General features: G+C 69.7%; 17 protein-coding genes, 2 tRNA genes and 1 pseudogene. 10 read left to right on the plus strand and 10 right to left on the minus strand.

The window, feature by feature from the left end:
- Positions 1 to 96 precede the first annotated feature (96 nt).
- Positions 97 to 1,329, minus strand: a complete 1,233-nt coding sequence (locus NL1_RS09330) for an NAD(P)/FAD-dependent oxidoreductase (protein ID WP_067836542.1) — start codon at positions 1,327 to 1,329, stop codon at positions 97 to 99.
- Between the two features lie 200 nt (positions 1,330 to 1,529).
- Between NL1_RS09330 and NL1_RS09335 the strand changes: the two genes are divergently transcribed.
- Positions 1,530 to 2,171, plus strand: a complete 642-nt coding sequence (locus NL1_RS09335) for a mycothiol-dependent nitroreductase Rv2466c family protein (protein ID WP_067836545.1) — start codon at positions 1,530 to 1,532, stop codon at positions 2,169 to 2,171.
- Positions 2,172 to 2,216: 45 nt separating this feature from the next.
- Here NL1_RS09335 and NL1_RS09340 read toward each other — a convergent pair whose 3' ends face one another.
- On the minus strand, positions 2,217 to 3,164 hold the full coding sequence (locus tag NL1_RS09340; protein ID WP_084510428.1) for a M48 family metallopeptidase: 948 nt from the start codon (positions 3,162 to 3,164) through the stop codon (positions 2,217 to 2,219).
- A gap of 471 nt (positions 3,165 to 3,635) precedes the next feature.
- Here NL1_RS09340 and NL1_RS09345 point away from each other — a divergent pair, with 471 nt between their 5' ends.
- Together NL1_RS09345 and NL1_RS09350 are read left to right on the plus strand one after the other, a co-directional pair.
- Entirely contained in the window at positions 3,636 to 4,109 is a 474-nt protein-coding gene (locus tag NL1_RS09345) for a ribose-5-phosphate isomerase (protein ID WP_067836547.1), read from the plus strand.
- A gap of 14 nt (positions 4,110 to 4,123) precedes the next feature.
- A complete protein-coding gene (locus NL1_RS09350) occupies positions 4,124 to 4,921 on the plus strand; it encodes an Fpg/Nei family DNA glycosylase (protein WP_067836549.1) in 798 nt (265 codons plus the stop codon).
- 58 nt (positions 4,922 to 4,979) lie between these two features.
- Here the strand turns inward: NL1_RS09350 and NL1_RS09355 are convergent, their stop codons facing one another.
- Complete coding sequence (locus NL1_RS09355) at positions 4,980 to 5,936, minus strand: GGDEF domain-containing protein (RefSeq protein WP_067836552.1); 957 nt, start codon at positions 5,934 to 5,936, stop codon at positions 4,980 to 4,982.
- Between the two features lie 614 nt (positions 5,937 to 6,550).
- Between NL1_RS09355 and NL1_RS09360 the strand changes: the two genes are divergently transcribed.
- Both NL1_RS09360 and NL1_RS09365 read left to right on the plus strand, forming a co-directional pair.
- Positions 6,551 to 6,621: transfer RNA gene (locus NL1_RS09360), tRNA-Gly, on the plus strand.
- A 48-nt stretch (positions 6,622 to 6,669) separates the two neighbouring features.
- Positions 6,670 to 6,746, plus strand: a tRNA-Pro gene (locus NL1_RS09365).
- Between the two features lie 465 nt (positions 6,747 to 7,211).
- Here the strand turns inward: NL1_RS09365 and NL1_RS09375 are convergent.
- Complete coding sequence (locus NL1_RS09375) at positions 7,212 to 7,700, minus strand: FBP domain-containing protein (RefSeq protein WP_067836558.1); 489 nt, start codon at positions 7,698 to 7,700, stop codon at positions 7,212 to 7,214.
- 216 nt (positions 7,701 to 7,916) lie between these two features.
- Between NL1_RS09375 and NL1_RS09380 the strand changes: the two genes are divergently transcribed.
- The 4 genes and pseudogenes from NL1_RS09380 (at position 7,917) to NL1_RS09390 (ending at position 10,086) form a co-directional block, all read left to right on the plus strand.
- Positions 7,917 to 8,567, plus strand: a complete 651-nt coding sequence (locus NL1_RS09380; protein WP_067836561.1) for a peptide deformylase — start codon at positions 7,917 to 7,919, stop codon at positions 8,565 to 8,567.
- Between the two features lie 27 nt (positions 8,568 to 8,594).
- Positions 8,595 to 8,861: pseudogene (locus tag NL1_RS40150) on the plus strand (hypothetical protein); the annotation flags it as partial.
- A gap of 151 nt (positions 8,862 to 9,012) precedes the next feature.
- Entirely contained in the window at positions 9,013 to 9,123 is a 111-nt protein-coding gene (locus NL1_RS39330) for a TerD family protein (protein WP_245673163.1), read from the plus strand.
- A 249-nt stretch (positions 9,124 to 9,372) separates the two neighbouring features.
- On the plus strand, positions 9,373 to 10,086 hold the full coding sequence (locus NL1_RS09390; RefSeq protein ID WP_067836568.1) for a hypothetical protein: 714 nt from the start codon (positions 9,373 to 9,375) through the stop codon (positions 10,084 to 10,086).
- Between the two features lie 24 nt (positions 10,087 to 10,110).
- On the opposite strand, the gene NL1_RS09395 is transcribed toward NL1_RS09390, so the two are convergent.
- Genes NL1_RS09395 through NL1_RS09405 form a run of 3 tightly spaced genes read right to left on the minus strand, consistent with a single transcriptional unit; the run spans position 10,111 to position 11,776 of the window.
- On the minus strand, positions 10,111 to 10,830 hold the full coding sequence (locus NL1_RS09395; RefSeq protein ID WP_067836570.1) for an ESX secretion-associated protein EspG: 720 nt from the start codon (positions 10,828 to 10,830) through the stop codon (positions 10,111 to 10,113).
- On the minus strand, positions 10,827 to 11,411 hold the full coding sequence (locus tag NL1_RS09400; protein WP_067836573.1) for a WXG100 family type VII secretion target: 585 nt from the start codon (positions 11,409 to 11,411) through the stop codon (positions 10,827 to 10,829). Before NL1_RS09400 ends, NL1_RS09395 begins: the two co-directional genes overlap by 4 nt.
- Positions 11,408 to 11,776, minus strand: a complete 369-nt coding sequence (locus NL1_RS09405; protein WP_067836576.1) for a hypothetical protein — start codon at positions 11,774 to 11,776, stop codon at positions 11,408 to 11,410. Before NL1_RS09405 ends, NL1_RS09400 begins: the two co-directional genes overlap by 4 nt.
- Before the next feature lie 192 nt (positions 11,777 to 11,968).
- Here NL1_RS09405 and NL1_RS09410 point away from each other — a divergent pair, with 192 nt between their 5' ends.
- Positions 11,969 to 12,361, plus strand: coding sequence for a DUF1801 domain-containing protein (locus NL1_RS09410; RefSeq protein ID WP_067836579.1), 393 nt, complete (start codon positions 11,969 to 11,971; stop codon positions 12,359 to 12,361).
- Between the two features lie 9 nt (positions 12,362 to 12,370).
- Here NL1_RS09410 and NL1_RS09415 read toward each other — a convergent pair whose 3' ends face one another.
- From NL1_RS09415 to NL1_RS09425, 3 genes are all read right to left on the minus strand, one after another.
- The gene (locus NL1_RS09415; protein WP_067836582.1) at positions 12,371 to 13,618 is read right to left on the minus strand and encodes a serine hydrolase domain-containing protein; all 1,248 of its coding nucleotides are present in this window, start codon (positions 13,616 to 13,618) and stop codon (positions 12,371 to 12,373) included.
- 558 nt (positions 13,619 to 14,176) lie between these two features.
- Positions 14,177 to 16,867: a polynucleotide kinase-phosphatase gene (locus tag NL1_RS09420; protein ID WP_067836584.1), complete on the minus strand. Its 2,691-nt coding sequence runs from the start codon at positions 16,865 to 16,867 to the stop codon at positions 14,177 to 14,179.
- Positions 16,864 to 18,609, minus strand: coding sequence for a 3' terminal RNA ribose 2'-O-methyltransferase Hen1 (locus NL1_RS09425; RefSeq protein WP_067836628.1), 1,746 nt, complete (start codon positions 18,607 to 18,609; stop codon positions 16,864 to 16,866). The genes NL1_RS09420 and NL1_RS09425 overlap by 4 nt, the downstream gene beginning before the upstream one ends.
- Positions 18,610 to 18,635: the final 26 nt, after the last annotated feature.

Raw genomic sequence — 18,635 nt, forward strand, 5'->3', positions numbered from 1 at the left:
TTGCGGATCGGCGCGCCCGTTCGGCGCTCTCGCAGGTAGGTCGGAACGGGGTGCGACGCTTCGACGCATCGCTCGCGCGATCTGCAGTGATCTGGATCACAGTGGAGCCGAGGTGTCGGCGAGGCGGTCGGGGTCGACCGGCTCGCCCTCGGTGATCAGCTCCTGGATCCGGTCGGTCACGTCCCACACGTTGACGTTCATGCCCGCAAGCACCCGGTTCTGCGCGTCCAGCCAGAACGCGACGAACTCCCGCTTGCCCAGATCGCCGCGCACCACTACGCGGTCGTACGCGCCGGGCGCGGCGTAGCCGGTGTACTCCATGCCCAGGTCGTACTGATCGGTGAAGAAGTAGGGCAGCCGGTCGTAGGTCGCCGATTTGCCGAGCATGGTCGCGGCCGCGACGGCGGGCTGATTGAGCGCGTTGGCCCAGTGCTCCACCCGGATGCGGCGGCCGAGCCGGGGATGCTGCTGTTCGGCGATGTCGCCGACGGCGACGATGTCCGGATCGCTGGTGACCAGGCTCGCGTCGACGAGCACGCCCTTGTCCACCGCGAGCCCCGCCTCGGCGGCGATCTCGATGTTCGGCGCGGCGCCCACCGCGACCAGCACGGCGTCGGCGGCGACGGTCGTCCCGTCGGCCAGCCGCAGCCCGTCGGCGATCGCCGTCGCGATGCCGTCGCGCGTGGTGATCTCCTCGACCTGGGCGCCGAGGCGCAGGTCGACGTCGTGCGCGCGGTGCAGGTCGGCGAAGACCGCGCCCATCTCGGGTCCGAGCGCGCCGAGCAACGGCTGTTCGGCCGTCTCCACGATCGTGACGTCCATCCCGGCGGCGCGCGCCGCGGCCGCCACCTCGAGACCGATCCAGCCCGCGCCGATGATCCCGAGCCGGTCGCTCTGGCCGAACAGCTCGATGAGAGTGTCGGAATCCTCGATGTCGCGCAGCGTATAGACGTTGGGAGCGTCGGCGCCGGGCAGCGGCACAGTGCGCGGCGTCGATCCGGTGGCCAGTGCGAGCTTGTCGTAGGGGAGGGTGGAGTCGTCGGGCAGCGTGATCGTCTTCGCCTCCCGATCGATCGCGGTGACGGTGGTGCCGAGCAACAGTTCCACGTGGTGATCGCGGTACCACTGGGCGGGATCGACGGTGAAATCGGCGAGCTGTTTCTTGCCGAACAGGTGTTCCTTGGAGAGCGGAGGTCGTTCGTAGGGCAGATGTTCCTCGGCGCCGACGAGGGTGATCTTCCCGTCGAAGTCGTTCTCGCGCAGGGCTTCCGCCAGCTTGGCCGCGGCGAGACCGCCGCCCACGATCACGAAACGCCGATCCGAGGTCATTGCGGACTCCTTCTCGGGAGAGGGAACGCGTGCCCATTCGAGCCTACTGTCGGCAGGGGCTTCGCAACGCGGTATCCGGGCATCGGTCCGCCGCCGATCCGGATGCTCGGTCCGGGAACGAATCGTCCGGCGGCGTGGTTGGTTCCGAGTGACGGCGCCCGTGCGCCGTGCTTCTTGCATGCGATCGAGAGGAACGACCCGTGACCGACACGGCCGAGAAGAACGTCGCCGATTTCTGGTTCGACCCGCTGTGCCCCTGGTGCTGGATCACTTCCCGCTGGATCTTGGAGGTCGAGCAGGTTCGCGACATCGAGGCGCGCTTCCACGTGATGAGCCTGGCGGTGCTGAACGAGGGCCGCGATCTGCCCGAGCAGTACCGCGAGCTGATGAACAGCGGCTGGGGTCCGGTGCGGGTCGCCATCGCCGCGGCCAAGGACCACGGTGACAAGGTGCTCGCGCCGCTCTACACCGCGATGGGCAGCCGTATCCACGACCGCAGGGACGAATACGAGCGCCCGACCCGCACGGAGAGCCTGGCCGCGGTGATCGCCGACGCGCTCGCCGAGGTGGGCCTGCCCGCCGAACTCGCGCAGGCCGCGGAGAGCACCGAGTACGACGAGGCGCTGCGCAAGAGCCACCACGAGGGCATGGACAAGGTCGGCAAGGACGTCGGCACCCCGACCATCCACGTCAACGGTGTGGCGTTCTTCGGTCCCGTGCTCTCACGCATCCCGCGCGGCGAGGACGCGGGCAAGGTCTGGGACGGCGTCGTCGCGCTGGCCTCCTACCCGCACTTCTTCGAGCTCAAGCGGACCAGGACCGAAGACCCGGCCTTCGACTGAGCGCGAAACGGGCGCCGCGTGCTCGCGGCGCCCGTTCGCGTCGGCTCAGGGCACCGGCTTCGGCGGCAGACTCGGCACCTCGCCGTACGGGCCGTACGGGCCGTACGGCCCGGCGCCCACCGGGGGCTGCGGGCTCGGCCGCAGGAAGAGCCTGCCGTGCCTGCTGCGGTCGCGCAGCGCCCACATCCGCCAGGTCAGCACCGGGTGCGAGGACAGGGCGTTGACGAACCAGACGAACCCGCCCTTCTCGGCGGCGGCGCGGTCGGCCATCTCGTCGAAGCCGACGAGGGTGTTCATGTACTTGCCCGCCGCCAGCGTGCCCATCGCGGCGGCCGCGCCGGTGTGCCGGTTGCAGTAGCCGTGGTTGTCGGCGGTGTACTCCTGCGAGCGGATCAGCGAACTGCCCAGGATCGGCAGGAACGGCACGAGGAACATGCCGAGCTGCCGCCAGTACGAGGTGTGCCCGGCGGCGATGTGGCCGACTTCGTGGCCGATGATGAACGCGAGCGCGTCGGGTTCGCGTGCCTTGCCGCCGATTTCGAACAGGTCGCTGTAGACCACCACGAAGCGCCGGAAGCCGTGCCCGGAGGCGAAGGCGTTGATCTGGCCGTTGCCGAGCACCACGTAGGCGTCGGGCACTGTGGCCATCCCGAACCGGGCGGCCGCGTCGGCCACCATCTGGTAGCCCTCGGGGAACTGAGTCGGCGACATCTTCACGCCGTTCACCCGCTGCGTGGCGTAGTTGAGACCGCGGCCCAGCCAGACCAGTATCGGCGCGAAGACGAGCAGCAGCAGATAGTCGCTGGGCACCGCGCCGTCGGCGAGCACCACGATGAGCACGACGAGGGCGATCAGGTACGCGACCGTCGTGCACACCACCACCAGGACGAGCAGCGGAATCTCCCAGCTGTGCCTGGCGGGCATCCCGAACGGGGAGAGGCCGCGCGGCATGCTCTGCGGCGGTACGGGTGGTGGCGCGCCGTATGGCGTCATGGGCGCGGCGCCGTAGGGAGCGAGGTGTTCGGCGCCGTAGGGTGACGTGGGCTGAGCGCCATAGGGCGAGGTGGACCCAGCGCCGTAGGGCGACGTGGGTTCATTGCCGTAAGGCTTCGAAGTCTCGGTGCCGTAGGTCGGGTGGGCGCCGGTGTGCTGTGGTATCGCCGAGCCGGGCTGCGGCGGTTGCTGTTCCTGCCCCCACCCGCTCGGCGGCGCGTACGGAGATTCCGGCTGGTCGGCTCGGTCCGGCGGCGTCGGTTCGTGCGGCTGCATGAAATGCACTCTATTCATCGGTAGGGGCGGGGTTCTCGCGTCCGAGGGGCCAGCGGCGCTGTGCTGTCGGACATTCGCTGGTCAGTGCCCGCGGGCACGCCTCGTGTCAGCAGATTCGCGCCGGACGGCTCCGGTGTTAATCGCGGACGGTGCCCTCTCGGATCGGTCGCCGGGTGGAGTGACACAATCGCAGCCATGCGCGTATACCTGGGTGCCGACCATGCCGGTTTCGAACTGAAGAATCACGTCAAGGCCCATCTCCAGCAGGCGGGCCACGAGGTCGTCGACTGCGGCGCCCTCGAGTACGACGCCCTGGACGACTACCCCGCCTTCTGCATCGAGGCGGCGCGCCGCACCGTCGCCGACCCGGGCAGCCTCGGCCTGGTCTTCGGCGGCAGCGGCAACGGCGAGCAGATCGCCGCGAACAAGGTGCCCGGCGCCCGCTGCGCCCTGGCTTGGAGCGTGGAGACCGCGAAGCTGGCCCGCGAGCACAACAACGCGCAGCTGATCGGCATCGGCGGCCGCATGCACTCCACCGAGGAGGCGCTGGCCATCGTCGACGCTTTCGTCTCCCAGCCGTGGTCCGACGAGGAGCGTCACCAGCGCCGCATCGACATCCTGGCCGAGTACGAGAAGACCGGTGTCGCCCCCGCCGTTCCGGCGTACTGAGGTCGCGTCGACCGATGCCTGAAGGGCATACGCTGCACCGCCTGGCGAACCAGCACCAGCAGGTGTTCGCGGGCGGTGTGGTGCGGGTGTCGAGTCCGCAGGGCCGGTTCGCCGACGGCGCCGCCCTCGTGGACGGGCAACGGCTCGTGCGCTCGGAGGCGCATGGCAAACACCTGCTGCACCACTACGAATCCGGCCTCGCGGTGCATGTGCACCTCGGGCTCTACGGCAAGTTCTACGACTCGGAACTGCCGATGGGCGCGCCGGTCGGGCAGGTCAGAATGCGGATGATCGGTGGCGGCGCAGGCACCGACCTGCGCGGCCCCGCCGCCTGCGAGGTGCTGCTCCCGCCGGAGGTCGAGGCGCTGGCCGACCGCCTCGGCGCCGACCCGCTGCGCCCCGATGCCGACCCGGACCGCTCCTTCGCGCGAATCCGCCGCTCCCGCAGGCCGATCGGCGCGTTGCTGATGGACCAGAGCGTGATCGCCGGTGTCGGGAACGTCTACCGCGCCGAAGTGCTCTTCCGGCACGGAATTTCGCCCTACCGTCCCGGGGCCGAGCTGAGTGCCGGGGAGTGGCGGGCCCTCTGGGCGGATCTTGTCGAGCTGATGCCGGTCGGTGTGGCGACCGGGCGTATGCACGTGGTGCGTCCCGAACACGATCACGGCGAGCCGTCCTACGCCCCCGATCGCCCGCGCACCTACGTCTACCGCCGCCCCGGCGCGGGATGCCGGGTGTGTGCAGAACCGGTTGCTCATGCGGTGCTGGAGGGTCGAAACCTCTTCTGGTGCCCCACCTGCCAGCCGAATTGAGCTCGTCTGACGAGTCTCGCCGGGCCGCTGTGCGCCCGCGGGCACACAGGTTTCGTGCTCAGCCGGCGACGGCTGCGTCTATCTCCGGTTCGTCGGAGTCGGAGAACGCGAACCGTCGCCCGCCCGCCGTCTTGGCCGAGTACATCGCCCGGTCGGCACGCCGGAGCAGATCGGTGAAGTCGCACGGGGCGCCCGGCGGGTTGTAGGCGGTGCCCACGCTCGCCGAGACCGGCACCGGACCGGCCGAGGACCACACCGGCTCGCGCAGCGCCCCCACGATGCGATGAGCGATCTCGGTGAGGGTGTTGCCATCCCGGTTCACCGCCAGCACGAACTCGTCACCGCCGTACCGGCAGATCACCGTGTCCGGCGGGCACACCTCGCGCAGCCGGTTGGCCAGCTCGACCAAGACCTCGTCGCCGACCGCGTGCCCGTAGCCGTCGTTGATCTGCTTGAACCGATCCAGGTCGATCAGCAGCAGTCCGACGCAGCTGTTCGGGTCGGTGGCCATCCGGCGCACCTGGTCTTGGAGCAGGGTGCGGTTGGCCAGGTCGGTGAGCGCGTCGTGGGTGGCCTCGTGGCGGAGCCGGTGCTGCAGGGCGGCGATCTCCTGTACCCGCAGGGACACCTTGGCCGACAGGCTCTGCTCCTGCTGGGCAAGCGCCCGCTCCTGCAGGGCCTGGGCGTAGCTGTCGATGGCCTGGCTCGCCACGAACGGCCAGCGGGTCGCCACCAGCGAGCCCGGCCTGCCCGAGGGGAAGCCGAGTAGCCAGCGGCTCGCCTGGGCCAGCATCCTGGTCCGCTCGAAGGGCGGCTCGGCGAGGCGCGCGCCGAGCATCCGCGCCTCCGGCACGGGGAAGGGTTCGTGCCTGGCCAGATACAGCAGCCGTTCGACCAGCTCGATGAGAACAGGTTCCAGCTGCTGTGGTGTCGTGTGCGAACCCGGTTCGGAGCACACCGCCCGTGCCCAGGCGCGACACATCGCGGCGACTGGCGGTTCGATGTCGGTCGCCATCGTCTTCACCGATCGCGGGCAACGTCGGTACCCGGGTGCCCTGTGTGCACACAGGTGCCGGCCTCACCCCGATCACTACTGCTACGCGGTTGTGTCCACCTCGCTCGGCGCACGCTCACCGCCCCCTTTCCAGATACCCCCGTCCGGCAAAAAGGATCCTAGCAAGCCACTCGGCACTGAAAAACGGCGTTTCACAACGAGTTTTCGATGCCTCGCGAATGGCGATCGGATGTGTGATCGTCACGGCGGCGCAGGCGTTACACATCCGTGTCCGTTCGCTGGAGAGTCGCGGGACGACACGCCGGGAGTGTGCCGAATCGGCCGGTCGGGCGGGGGTTTCGAGCCGTTCCTGCGGCGCGCTCGGATCGGGGACCATGCGGTTCGATATGCCCGGATCGAGAGGCTCGGCGTGGGCCGTTCGATCGGCATGTCTCGGGGTGACGTTCGAGCCGCAGTCGTTCGGCGCGGGATCGGCTGGGTCGCGGCGCGGCGAGTCCAGGGACGACGTCGGCTCGGCGCGGGATCGGAGGGGGCGATTGGCGTTTCCGGAGCCGGATTCGGTACAGTGCGTGGTGCACACGACATCGTGGCGATCCTATCGATGTCGTATGCCTGCGGGTGTAGTTCAATGGTAGAACCTCAGCCTTCCAAGCTGATGGTGCGGGTTCGATTCCCGTCACCCGCTCAACGCACGATTTACCACTCGTCGGCGGCCCCCGCCACCACGAGACCTCGGGGTGTAGCGCAGCTTGGTAGCGCATCCGCTTTGGGAGCGGAGGGTCGCAGGTTCAAATCCTGTCACCCCGACCATATTTCGATCTTCCGCCGTCGGCGGGGCCAGTACAGTGGCCGCGTGGTCGACGCATTGGGGGACGGCCCCACCCAGTTCCGGAATCCCTGGCCGCCCGATGCGACCGTCGGGATCGTGACCGTCAGCGGGCGGGTCTTCCATCGCGGAGTCGATTGTCCCGGCTACCGGCAGGGCATCGAGAACTCCGTCGGCGGGGCAGACGAATCAAACCGGTCGAAGAGGTGACCGCTGCGGAGGCGCGTCGTCGTGGCAAGGTGTCTGCAACATGTACTGGGCGTAGCGGATTCCTCTCCGGACGGGGCGGACCGGGTGGGTTCGGTGCGTCTCGACCGGAGAGGAATCCCGGGCATCCCGAGCTCCCATGGGGGAGAGGGAGACTCGAGGTGCTGGCGGGATGCGGGGCGTCGAGTGTCGGCGCATGGCATCTACCTCCTTTCGAATGGTGCAGCGGTGCTGCGGGTGGGTCAGCTGTAGAGCCTGGTGAGGAAGGCGCCGATGTTCTCGCGGACCCGGTCGATCTTCTCCTCGGGTGTCAGGTCCTCGCGGTAGCGGCTGCCGAGGGCGGGCCGCTTCTTACCGCGCGCGTACAGCGAGCAGGCCAGATCGGTGCACATGTAGGTGCCGATCGAGTTGCCGCGGCGGCCGGACTCGCCCGCCTTGTGCGCGGTCATCAGGACCACGTCGCCGCCGGTGTGTGTGGTCAGGCAGATCGCGCACATCTGCGGCTTGCCGGTCCCGCCCGTTTCGTAGCGCAACGCGACGCCGATCAGCCGCTCGTCCTGCGGAACCACCAGGTAGCAGCGCCCAGGCAGCGACGGATCGCCCCAGCCGAGGAAATCCAGGTCGTCCCAGGGCCGCTCCTCGAGATCGCGCGGTACGGACAGCCGCTTGGCGTCCCCCTTGGAACAGTTGACGAACGACGACCTGATATCGCGTTCGGTGACAGGTTTCATGACAGTGTCGACTCCTTCTGGTCGATGGCGGACAAACCGACGTGACGTTACGGACCACCGACACCCCCGGACAACGGAATTTCCGCGGCGGACGCATCGATTCCGTCCACGGCCAGGACGTGTTGGGTGATGCGGCGGCCCCGGAGCCGCCATCTCTCAGCGCGAATCGGCCGACCCGGCGCGGCACTGATCCCGCGCGGTTGCGATGCTGGCGGGATGGAGGTCCCCTTCGAGGATTCACGCTCGCTCGCGGCTCGGGTAACCGAACTACTTTCCGCCGACGGCCCTTTGCCGATCGTCGCGGTGGGTGACCCCGTGCTGCGCAGGCCGAGCGCTCCGTTCGACGGTCAGCTCGACGACGACCTGCTCGCGCGGTTCATAGCCGCCCTGCGGGAGACGATGCACGCGGCGCCGGGCGTCGGCCTCGCCGCCCCGCAAGTCGGAATTCCGTTGCGCCTGGCGGTGATCGAGGACTTCGCGCAGGTCTCGGACGAGGTCCGCGCGGCCCGCGACCGTCGGCCGGTGCCCTTCCGCGTCCTGATCAACCCGAGCTACCAGCCGACCGGCCCGGCCGAGGTCGCGTTCTTCGAGGGCTGCCTCAGCGTCCCCGGCTGGCAGGCCGTCGTCGCCCGCCCCGCCGAAGTCCGCCTCATCGCCCACGACGAGCACGGCCGGCCGATCGACGAGGTCGTCCGCGGCTGGCCCGCCCGCATCGTCCAGCACGAAACCGACCACCTCGACGGCACCCTCTACCTCGACCGCGCCGAACTCCGCTCGCTCTCCAGCAACGACGCCGTCGCCACCCGCTGGCCCCACCCCACCCCGCACCTCGCCGCCGCATCCCTCGGCTTCGATCTTCCAGAGTGAGACAGTCGTAACCGATTCGCGTGCAACACTTCCGGGCTCGCCGCCGAGATCCTGTGCGGCTCACCACGTTTCGAACACGTGCGGGAACAGCTGTCGGAGCTGCTGACCGGGAGGGTGATGGTCGTCCACAACGCGGTCTTCGACTACGGATTCCTGGCGAACGAGTTCGACCGCAGCGGCGCAGTGCTGCCCGTGGGCCACCGGTCGTGCGGCCGCGGACCGGTGGCGTCGGGCTCGTGGCGGAGGGCCCGAGCGAACAGTCGATCGAGATCGATCTGGACGAGCTGCCGGTGAGCTGCCGGCGCATCGTGCTCGCTGCCGCACTCGACGGTGCGGGCGTGACGTTCGGTGACATCGGCGCCGTCGAAAAGTCGCACCGGACAGGGAAGCAGCGGCGACAGCCAGGGCGACGCTGGATGCCGCGACCGAGGAACGGACCCTGCTGCTGGCCGAGGTCTATCTGCGTGGTGATACCTGGCGGCTGCGCGCGGTCGATCAGGGGTACGCGACCGATTTGGCGGCGCTTGCCCGGGGCTATGGCGTCGAGGTGGAGTAGCGGCGGTCGCGCAGCGTCGGCCGATGACCTGCCGCACCGCCGAGCGGTATCTCGTGGCCTGCCTGACCTGCGGAACTCCCGATTCGTCCACGCGAGTGAGGGGTGCTACCGGGGCAGATCGACCAGCCTGTCAGGCCACGGCGAGAGTCGAGTAGCCCGCTACTCTAGGGCCGGGCTGATCACTCGAAGACACTGAACCTACACAGCATCCGGCGTGCATCCAGGCCGGAGCGAGGATCGGTGAAACCGATGGATGGCGAGAGGGAATTCGAGTCTGCGAGCGCTTCGGACCCCGAGGCGGTGGCCCAGTCGGTCACGGCGCCGCCGGGCGATGCGCAGCCATCGGCGGCCGCGGCATCCGCGAACCTGGAACGAGACGTGCGGGTCGCGACCCGCAACGGCCGCTATGCCTTGATCACCGCGTTGTGTGCGGCGATATTGTCCAGCGGGGTCTCGGCCGGATCGGCGATCTATGTCAGTAGAAGCCAGCTGGAGAGAAACGAGAGGGCCGAGTCCGCCCAGGTGGTGCGAGACAACCGGCAAAAGGTCTATGTCGAACTCGCTGCCACGCTCATGGCGTACCTCGAGGAACTCTCCGGCCTGAAGGGTGAGCTGACCCAGAATCCGATCGATCGCGAAGAAGTCCGCGCCCAAGTACGCGAGCTCCTGGACAAGGGACAGATGCTCTGGCGGACGATGACCACTGTCCTCCTGGTGGGAAACCTCGAGATAGTGCCCTCCATGGAGAAGTTCGGCTACGACTACTACGGGCCCTTCACGATGAATCACCTCAATACCTTCACCGAGCGGAATTTCAGCGGGTCCGGTGGGACCGATGAGAGCCTGGGCCGAGACGGCCTGGCACTGATCACCGAGATCGATCGGATGACAATCGGCGTCAGGGACTTCTTGACGTCCTTCGTCGACCAGGCACGAGAAGACCTCGGAATCGGTGACTCCTGAGACGCGGGCGGTGCGCACCCGCTGTCAGCGGATGGCGGCCAACCGCGTCAGGTGAGTGGCGAGGGCGGGTTCGGTGACCGGCGCCAGCGTGAGATCGTTGCTGGTAGTGAGCAGGTAACGTCCGTCGTCGGTGAAGTCCAGCCAGGTGCGATGGCGGGTCGGTGGCGACATCGGGTCTTCCGGCGCGACGGTGACGGTGATGAAGCCGCGAGCGTCGATCGGCCGGTGCAGGGTCTCGCGCAGGGCGGCGGCGCGCAGTGTGGCCTCCGACTGCTGTTGCCACTGGTTGGGGTCGTCGTAGAGGACGGCCTCGCGCGGCTCCCGCATCGGGGCGAGTCTGCCCGCGGGAACGGAGCCCATCGCGGCAACCAGGTGATGTGCGACTTTCCTTGCGTGGCAGGCGATCACGATGACGTCGCAGGGGCCCGCGACGATCACTGTGCCCCACACCAGGTGGGTGGCGCCGAAAGCGAGGATGGGTTCGTCGGTGCGCCCGTCCCGCGCATAGCGGTCGCCGGAGACCGTGATGGTGGTGACGTCGCCGCGGGCGCAGAGAGTGAGCGCGCCGGTCAGATCGGGATCGGCATTGCGGGGGAAGCGTTCGGCGAGTGTGAGCTTGTCCCAGTCGTTTTCGCTGCGGACGGTGCCGCGGTGGGCCATGTTGACGGGGTAGGGGCGGCGGTCGAGGCCGGTCTCGGCCGACCACACATAGGTGAACTCGTCCGGCGTGAAGACCCACCTCACCGCGCGCCCTCGCCGCTCGGATCGGGCTCGCCGAAGACGGGGACGGCGTCGCCGGAGGCGACGAGGGTCGAGTTGTAGCCGAAGGTCAGGGTGTCCTGGGCGTCGGCGAGCGCCTCGGCCGCGGCGATGTCGTGCGCCATCTTGCGCGGCCCGCCCTCGATGGCCTCCAGCACCGGGTCGGGGTTCGGCGCGTAGGGTTCGGGCGGCGGCGCGATGGCATCGCGGATCGCCTGTGCCGCCGAGGAATTCGCTTCCATCAGCCGGTGCAGTTCGGCGCAGACATCGCGGACGGCCGCGCCCGCGCGGAGGAACTGCTCGGTCGATTGGCGTGCGGCGGCGGCCGCTTCGCCGTGCCATTCCGCGAATTCGTGACGCACCGCGGCCGCGAACGCCGCGAACAGCTCGTCGAGTGTCTCGGCGCTCGCCCGCCAGCCCTCGGCGACGCGGCCGAGTTCGGCGGGGCGCAGCGCCTCGTGCACGAGCTCCCAGATCTCACGGTGGGTATAGGCGTCGAAGGATTCCCGATCGGTGACGTACGGCGGGTCGGTCGCCGCATGGACGCGGTCGGGCGCGCGGTTCATGCGCCGTCGTCCAGGCGGTCGGCGGCCAGCTCCAGCGCCGCGCGATGGGCGGCGTCGGCCTCGGACACCAACTGCCCGGCCGCCAGATACCCGGCCTTGTAGCGCAGCGTCGCTTCCTGGAGCGCGGTGAGCGTGTCCGCGAATTCCGCTCCCTTGGCGGAGAATCCGCGAGCGAGCGCGATGCCGGAGGGTAGTTCCGGAAAGCCGTGCACCGCACCGAGATCCGCCGTCTCCAGCCTGCGTAGTCCGTCGAGAAGCGCGTCGCAGGCCGAGGCGAGCCGCTGCGCCGTCTGCTCCGGCATACGCAGTTCGCCGGTCAGCGCGGCGTCGAACAGTCCGGCGGCCCGTGCCTGTTCCGGTTGCACTGGATTCGGCCCCCTAGTTGTCGTGCGACACGACGGTCGTCGAGCACAGCAGCCTAGCAGCGCGCGACCGTGCTTTTCCGGCGATCGGCGCTCGGTTCGTGCATCGCACAAGACCCTCGGAAAACGCTTGTATCGGGTCATCGGTGCGCCGCGAACCTGTCGACGGACCGGTATCTGTGCCACGATCGGCACATGTCCTATGTAGCCGACCCGCGTGTCGATGCCTACATCGACGCCCTACCCGACTGGCAGCAGGCGATCTGCCAAGAGGTCCGCGATCTGGTGCACGCCGCGGACCCCGAGGTCGAGGAGACCATCAAGCGCACCGTCCAGCCGTACTTCGTGCTCGACGGCAATATCTGCGCGCTACTCGCCGCGAAGACGCACGTCAACGTGTTCCTCTACGACGGAGGCATCGTCCCCGATCCCGAGGGCATCATCACCGGCGGACACGACAACAAGACCGCGCGGACCGTGGCGATCCGCGCGGGCGAGACCGTCAACGCCCGCGCGCTCTCGGCCATGTTCCGCCAGATCATCGCCGACAATCGCGCCGGCGGCTGGCGCAAACTGAAGGGTCGCTGATCTTCCCGGTCAGCTGGCCGCGGCTTCGGTCTCGGCCTGGACGGGGGCCTGTCCGCGGGCGGCGCGAGCGATGCGCTCGGCACGAGCGGCCAGCATCGGCAGGCGCGCGTCGCCGACCGACATGGCGTGGTTGCCGAGGTGATTGGTGACGAAGGCGAGCGAGAGGCCGAGGTCGGGGAACGCGATCCCGCCGGATCCGCCGAGCCCGAAGTGGCCCAACGCCGTTCGGGTGATGCGCGGGCCGACGACGGCGCGGTGGTAGCCGAGCGCGAAGTGCGGCGGCGCGCCGAGCACGTAGTCGTAGCGGCTGTTCGGCGGCATCTCCGCGATCCGGCGGGTCGTCTCGGCGCGCAGCAGCCGACGGCCGCCCACCATGCCGTCGTTGGCGATCGCGCCGTACATCTTGGCCAGCGCGCGGGCGGTGAACACGCCGTTCCATCCGGGCATCATCGCGTCGTAGGGGCGGGCGCCGATCGACATGTCGGCCCAGCCGTCGTAGAACGCGCTGCGAGCGGCATTCACCAACTGCAGCGGCGCGAAGGGCGCGATCAGCCGGTCGAGCGGAACCCTGGCGACGCCGAGCCGCGGCGAGAGTTTGGCCACCCGGGTGCGCTCGTGTTCGGGGACGCCGAAGAAGAAGTCACGCTCGCCCAGCGGTCCGGCGAGTTCCGACCGGATCAGGTCGGTGAAGTCGCGACCCGTTGCGCGCTGGGCGATCTCGGCGACCAGGGTGCCGAACGTGATGGCGTGATATCCGGATGCGCGCACTCGCAACGGGTCCGGCGCGGAGGCCGCCATCGCGGCCGCGACCGCGTCGTGGTCGAGTAGGTCGTGCGGGTCGGGGAGCAGGCCGCGGATGCGCTGCAAGCCCGAGCGATGGTTGAGCACGTCGCGCACCGTGATGCCGGCCTTGCCGTTGGACGCGAAATCGGGCCAGTAGTCGGCCACCGGGGCGTCGACGTCGAGGAGTCCGCGGTCGATGAGCCGATGGGCGACGGTGGCCGCCACGCCCTTGCCCGTCGAATACGACAGCGACATCGAGTCCGCCTGCCACCTCTGGTCGCCATCCGCCCAGCCCGCCCACACATCGAGCACCGGCCGGCCGTCGAGGTAGACCGCGAGCGCGCCGCCGCCCTGGGTCCTGCGGCGGAACATGCCGAAGAATTTCGCGGCCAATTCGGTGAAGCGGGCGTCGATCACCATTGTTCGTGTGTCCGCGGGCTCGTACACCGGGCCTTCGTTGCTGGCAGCAGGCATGGTCAGACTCCCTTGTCTGTCGGCTGCGCGCGGCCGAACCGCGCCTACCCTGCGCTTACTCTTGCAAGCGCCTGGCTAGCAAAACTGTAACGGCTGTCCCGGACAGTCCGCAATGGTCGTTTCCGCTGTTCGGGGTATACCCAGCGTGAACCACGAGATGCCTCAGCACTTCTCGCGGCGCGCTCGTTTCGCCGATCGAACCGACCATGAACTGCGAAAACAGCGGAGGTGGCCCCTCCTGCAAGCACTTTGCCGGGACGAAGCCGAGACACCGGCAAGCTTCGCGCGCACGCTGGAAGTCCTCTGGACGCCCGCCGGATGTGCGCCGGTCGGCCCCAGGCTCCGCGGCCGGTCGGACCGGCGGGCCGGGATCGGGCAGCGCCGCACCCTCACGGGCGCGATCATCGCCGTTCGCCGCGCGCCTCGGTGATCGTGCCGCCGAGATGGCGGTGACAGCATTCCGGCCTGTGCCCATGCCCATGCCCGTGTCCGTGCTCGTGCCGGTGCCGGTGCCCGTGCCTGGGCTCATGTCGAAGCCCGGGCACGGAGCACCGCCGTTCACAAGCGCGGGTCGACGGGCTCCGATTCCAGGGCCAGTACAGCGAACACCGCCTCGTGCACCCGCCACAGCGGCTCGGCCGCGACGAAACGGTCCAGCGCCTCCAGCCCGAGTGCGTACTCACGCAGCGCCATCGACCGCTTGCGTCCCAGACCGCGCGTGCGCAGGCGGCGGAGGTTCGGCTCGCGCAGGTACTCCGGGCCGTAGATGATCCGAAGGTATTCGGGTCCACGGCATTTCACACCAGGCTGGACGAGACGCGTGGACTCGTCCCGAGTCGCGGCGCTGCCCGGCCCCGAAGCGTCCGGTGCCGGACCGGTTCCGTCGGTGTCCCGGCCGCGCTCCCCGTGTGCATCGGCGCCAGAGCGGTCGACCGAGCGGCTCCGGACCAGGGAACCGAGCGGCTTCACGACCATCCCCTCGCCGCCCGCGGTGGTGAGTTCGGTCCACCATGCGGTTGCGGCGGCTTCGCCTTCGGGATCCGCGAGGTCGACCACCATCCGGCGCGTCGGCGTGAACAGCTCCGGATCCGCGCCGACCAGGCGATCGATCACGGCGAGATGCCAGGCGTGATCGCGGGTGGCGTAGTTGACACCCTCCGCCGCCAGCAGCTGGAACGGTGCGAGCCGCAGTCCGTCGAGGCCGTCGGTCGTCCAGCAGTAGCGGCCGTAGGCGGTGGTGAAGGCCGCGGCGTCTGCCTGCCGTCCCGCCGTGCGCTCGGCCAGCTGGGTGACGTCCTGGCCGCGTGCGGCGACCGCCGTCAGCACCGCCGCGGCGCCGTCGAGCGCGGCCTTCGCGGCGGCGCCGACCGCCGCGTACTGGGTGCGCAGCAGTCCGAGGGCCTTCGCCGACCACGGCAGCAGTTCCGCGTCGAACAACAGCCATTCGCTGCGCAGCTCCTCGAACAGGCCCGCGGCCTCGGCCGCCGCACGGATTCGCGAAAGCAGCGTCTCGGTCTGGGCGGGATCGTCGAAGAACGGGCGGCCGGTGCGCGTGTAGATCGCGCCGGTGCCGGCGTCCTCGACGCCGAAACGGTCCCGCGCGGCCGCCGCCGAGCGGGTCACCAGAACGACGGCGCGCGAGCCCATGTGCTTCTCTTCGCAGACCACCCGGTCCACGCCCTCGCCGCGGTAGTAGGCGAACGCCTCGGCCGGGTGCTCGAGGTAACCGTCCAGCGACGAGGTCGCGCACGGCGCCATCGTCGGCGGCAGGTAGACCAGCCAACGGGGATCGATGGCGAAGCGGCTCATCACCTCCAGTGCCGCTCCGGCGTTCTCCTCCTGTAGGCCGACGCGGCCGTGGTGTCGGGTGTGCACCACGCGGCGGCCGAGCACATCGTCGAGATCGAGCACGCCCGGATCACGATGCACCACGGCCGCGGTGGTGTCGGCCGTAGTGGCTACAGCCGGTGCGAGCGGGCGCACCGGCTCGTACCAAACCTGTTCGGCCGGAACCGAAACCGGCTCGCGCTCGGGGTAGCGCAGCGCCGTGAGGCGGCCGCCGAACACCACGCCGGTGTCCAGGCAGAGCGTGTTGTTCACCCAGCGCAGCTCGGTCACCGGCGTGTGGCCGTACAGCACGGTGGCCCGGCCGCGGTAGTCCTGCGCCCACGGGTAACGCACCGGCAGACCGTATTCGTCGGTCTCCCCGGTCGATTCGCCGTACATGGCGAACGCGCGGACCCGGCCGGACGCCCGGCCCTGGAACTCCTCCTTCAGACCCGCGTGCGCGACAACGAGATTGCCGCCGTCGAGCACGTAGTGGCTGATCAGTCCGCGGCAGAAGTCGAGTGCCGCCTTGCGGAAATCCTCGTCCTCGGCCTCGAGCTGGCCCAGCGATTCGGCGAGGCCGTGCGCGACGGTGACCCTCTTCCCGGAGAGGGCGCGCACCAGCTTGTTCTCGTGATTGCCGGTGACGCACAACGCCGTTCCCGCGGCGACCATGCCCATCACCAACCGCAGCACGCCGGGGGTATCAGGTCCGCGATCCACGAGATCGCCGACGAACACCGCGGTGCGTCCGTCCGGATGACGGGCGCCGACCGCGCGCCCGGCCTCGTCGCGATCCACCGCGTACCCGAGCTCGCCGAGCAGCGTCTCCAGTTCGGCGCGGCAACCGTGCACGTCGCCGATCACGTCGAACGGCCCGGTGAGATCGCGCTTGTCGTTCCACGCCTTCTCGTCGACGAGGGTCGCGCCGTCGATCTCCTCGACGCCGCGCAGCACGTACACCTTGCGGAAGCCCTCGCGCTCCAGCCCACGCAGGCCGCGGCGCAGTTCGCGCTGCTGGCGATGCACCACGTGCGAGGCGAGATGTGACCGATCGGGCCGCAGCGCATTGCGGTGCAGGCATACCGAATCCGGCACGTCCAGCACGATCGCCACCGGCAGCACGTCGTGGGCGCGCGCCACCGCGACGAGTTCCTGACGCGCCCGCGGCTGCACGTTCGTGGCGTCGACCACCGTGCGCAGCCCGCGGCGCAGCCGGATGCCCGCGATGTGGTGCAGCAGCGCGAAGGCTTCCGGCGTGGCCGACTGGTCGTTCTCGTCGTCGCTGACGATGCCGCGGCAGGTGTCCGACGAGACGATGGCCGTGTGCGGAAAGTGCTTGCGCGCGAACATCGATTTGCCTGACCCGGTGGTGCCGATGAGGACGACGAGCGAGAGCTCGGGGATGGACAGTTCGGTCATCGCGCGGCTCCTTTCAAGTTCTCGCCTGCGGGCCGTGGCGCGTCGGTCTTGGTGAACAGTGCGAGCTGGGTGGGCGCGCCGAACTCGGGATGCTCGGCGCCTACAGGGCGCAGCTGTACGCGGTAGCCGTTGCGTTCCGCGACGCCGGTGGCCCATGCGGCGAATTCCGTGCGTGTCCATTCGAATCGGTGGTCGTCGTGGCGGAACTTGCCCGCGGGCAGGCTCTCGTACGCCGCGTTGTACTCCGAGTTCGGCGTCGTCACCACGACGGAACGCGGTGCGGCCGTGCCGAATACGGCGTGTTCCAGCGCGCCGAGTCGCGGCGGGTCGACGTGCTCGATCACCTCCATCAGCACCGCGGCGTCGTAGCCGCGCAGTCGCGCGTCCGTGTAGGTGAGTGCGCCTTGGAGCAGCGTGAGCCTGCGCGCGACACGCTCCGGCATCCGGTCCAGCCGCAGTTTGCGCTTGGCGATGTGCAACGCCCGCATCGACACGTCGACGCCGACGATCTCGGTGAACATCCGGTCCGCCAGCAACTCTCGCAGCAGCGCGCCTTCACCGCACCCGAGATCGAGCACGCGCTGCGCGCCGACCTCCCCCAGTGCGGCGAGCACCTCCGCCCGCCGCTGCACCGCCAGGGACGGTGCTCGGCCCGCCGCCTCGTCGATGTCCGGACCGGCGCTGTGCTCGGGCGTCATCGAATCGGCGGCAGGCGCGGCGAGGGACACGGCATCGCCGGGCGACCGGCCTTCGACATCCTCGGCCGCCGAGGCGAGCCCGGCCAGCGGGCCGGTCGGTACCGACGTGCCGTCGTCGTGCGCACCGACGGAGTCCGCGGCGTGCGTCCGGATCGCCGGACCGTCGGCGTGCGAATCGGCGGAGCCGGCCCCGCTCGCCCCTGCGCCGAGCGGCGGCCCGGATGTGATGTCGCCCACCGCATTCTCGGCATCGACGTAGTCCTCTACCGCGCCGAGTTCGTCCGGATCCGTCTCATCGATCTCCGCCAAGCGCGCCAGCGCCGTGCGCACCAGCGACTGACGGCGGGCCAGGTAGCGCCGGGTGATCCACCCGCGCTCGGGGTGCTCGGCCAGCCACCCGCCGCCCGCGCGGATGAGCTTGTCGACCTCGTCGGCGGCCATCCAGTAGTGCTTGGCGCCGTCGAGGACGGGCAGCAGAACGTACAGGTGCGAGAGCGCGTCGGCGAGCCGCATCTCGCCGGTCAGGGCGAGGCGCAGGTAGTGCGAATCGCCCCACTCCGGGAAGGCCGGGTCGAGGGGGAGCGGGGTGGTCGACACGGTCCAGCCGAGCGGCGCGAACACCCGCTCGGCGGCCTCGGAGCCGCCCTTGCAGGGCACCGCGGGCAGCTCGATGCGCAGCGGCAGCGCCGCGAGCGCGAGTTCGGGACGCGTCTTGCACTGCCCGTGCAGGGCGGTACGGAACACCGCGCCGATCGCGACCGACAGCAGCGACGACGCCGCGTACGGCCGGTCGTTGACGTACTGACCGAGGCTGAAATCCGGTGTGCCACGGGAGCGTCCGCGCACCAAGCGGATCGGGTCCACCTCCAGGACCAAGGCCGCGGTGCAGCGTGCCGGATCCGCCTCCGGGTACACCACGTGCGCGGTGCCGTAGGACTGCTCGAACGCCTGCACTCGTTCGGGGTTCTTGTGCAGCAAGAATCCGAGGTCGGTCGCGGGCCAAGCCGCGCCCTCCGGTCGGGTGCAGGTGATCGTCAACAGCATGCTGCGATCGTCGCCGACCCGCCCAA

Source organism: Nocardia lijiangensis NBRC 108240 (assembly GCF_001613045.1).
Lineage (GTDB): Bacteria > Actinomycetota > Actinomycetes > Mycobacteriales > Mycobacteriaceae > Nocardia > Nocardia lijiangensis.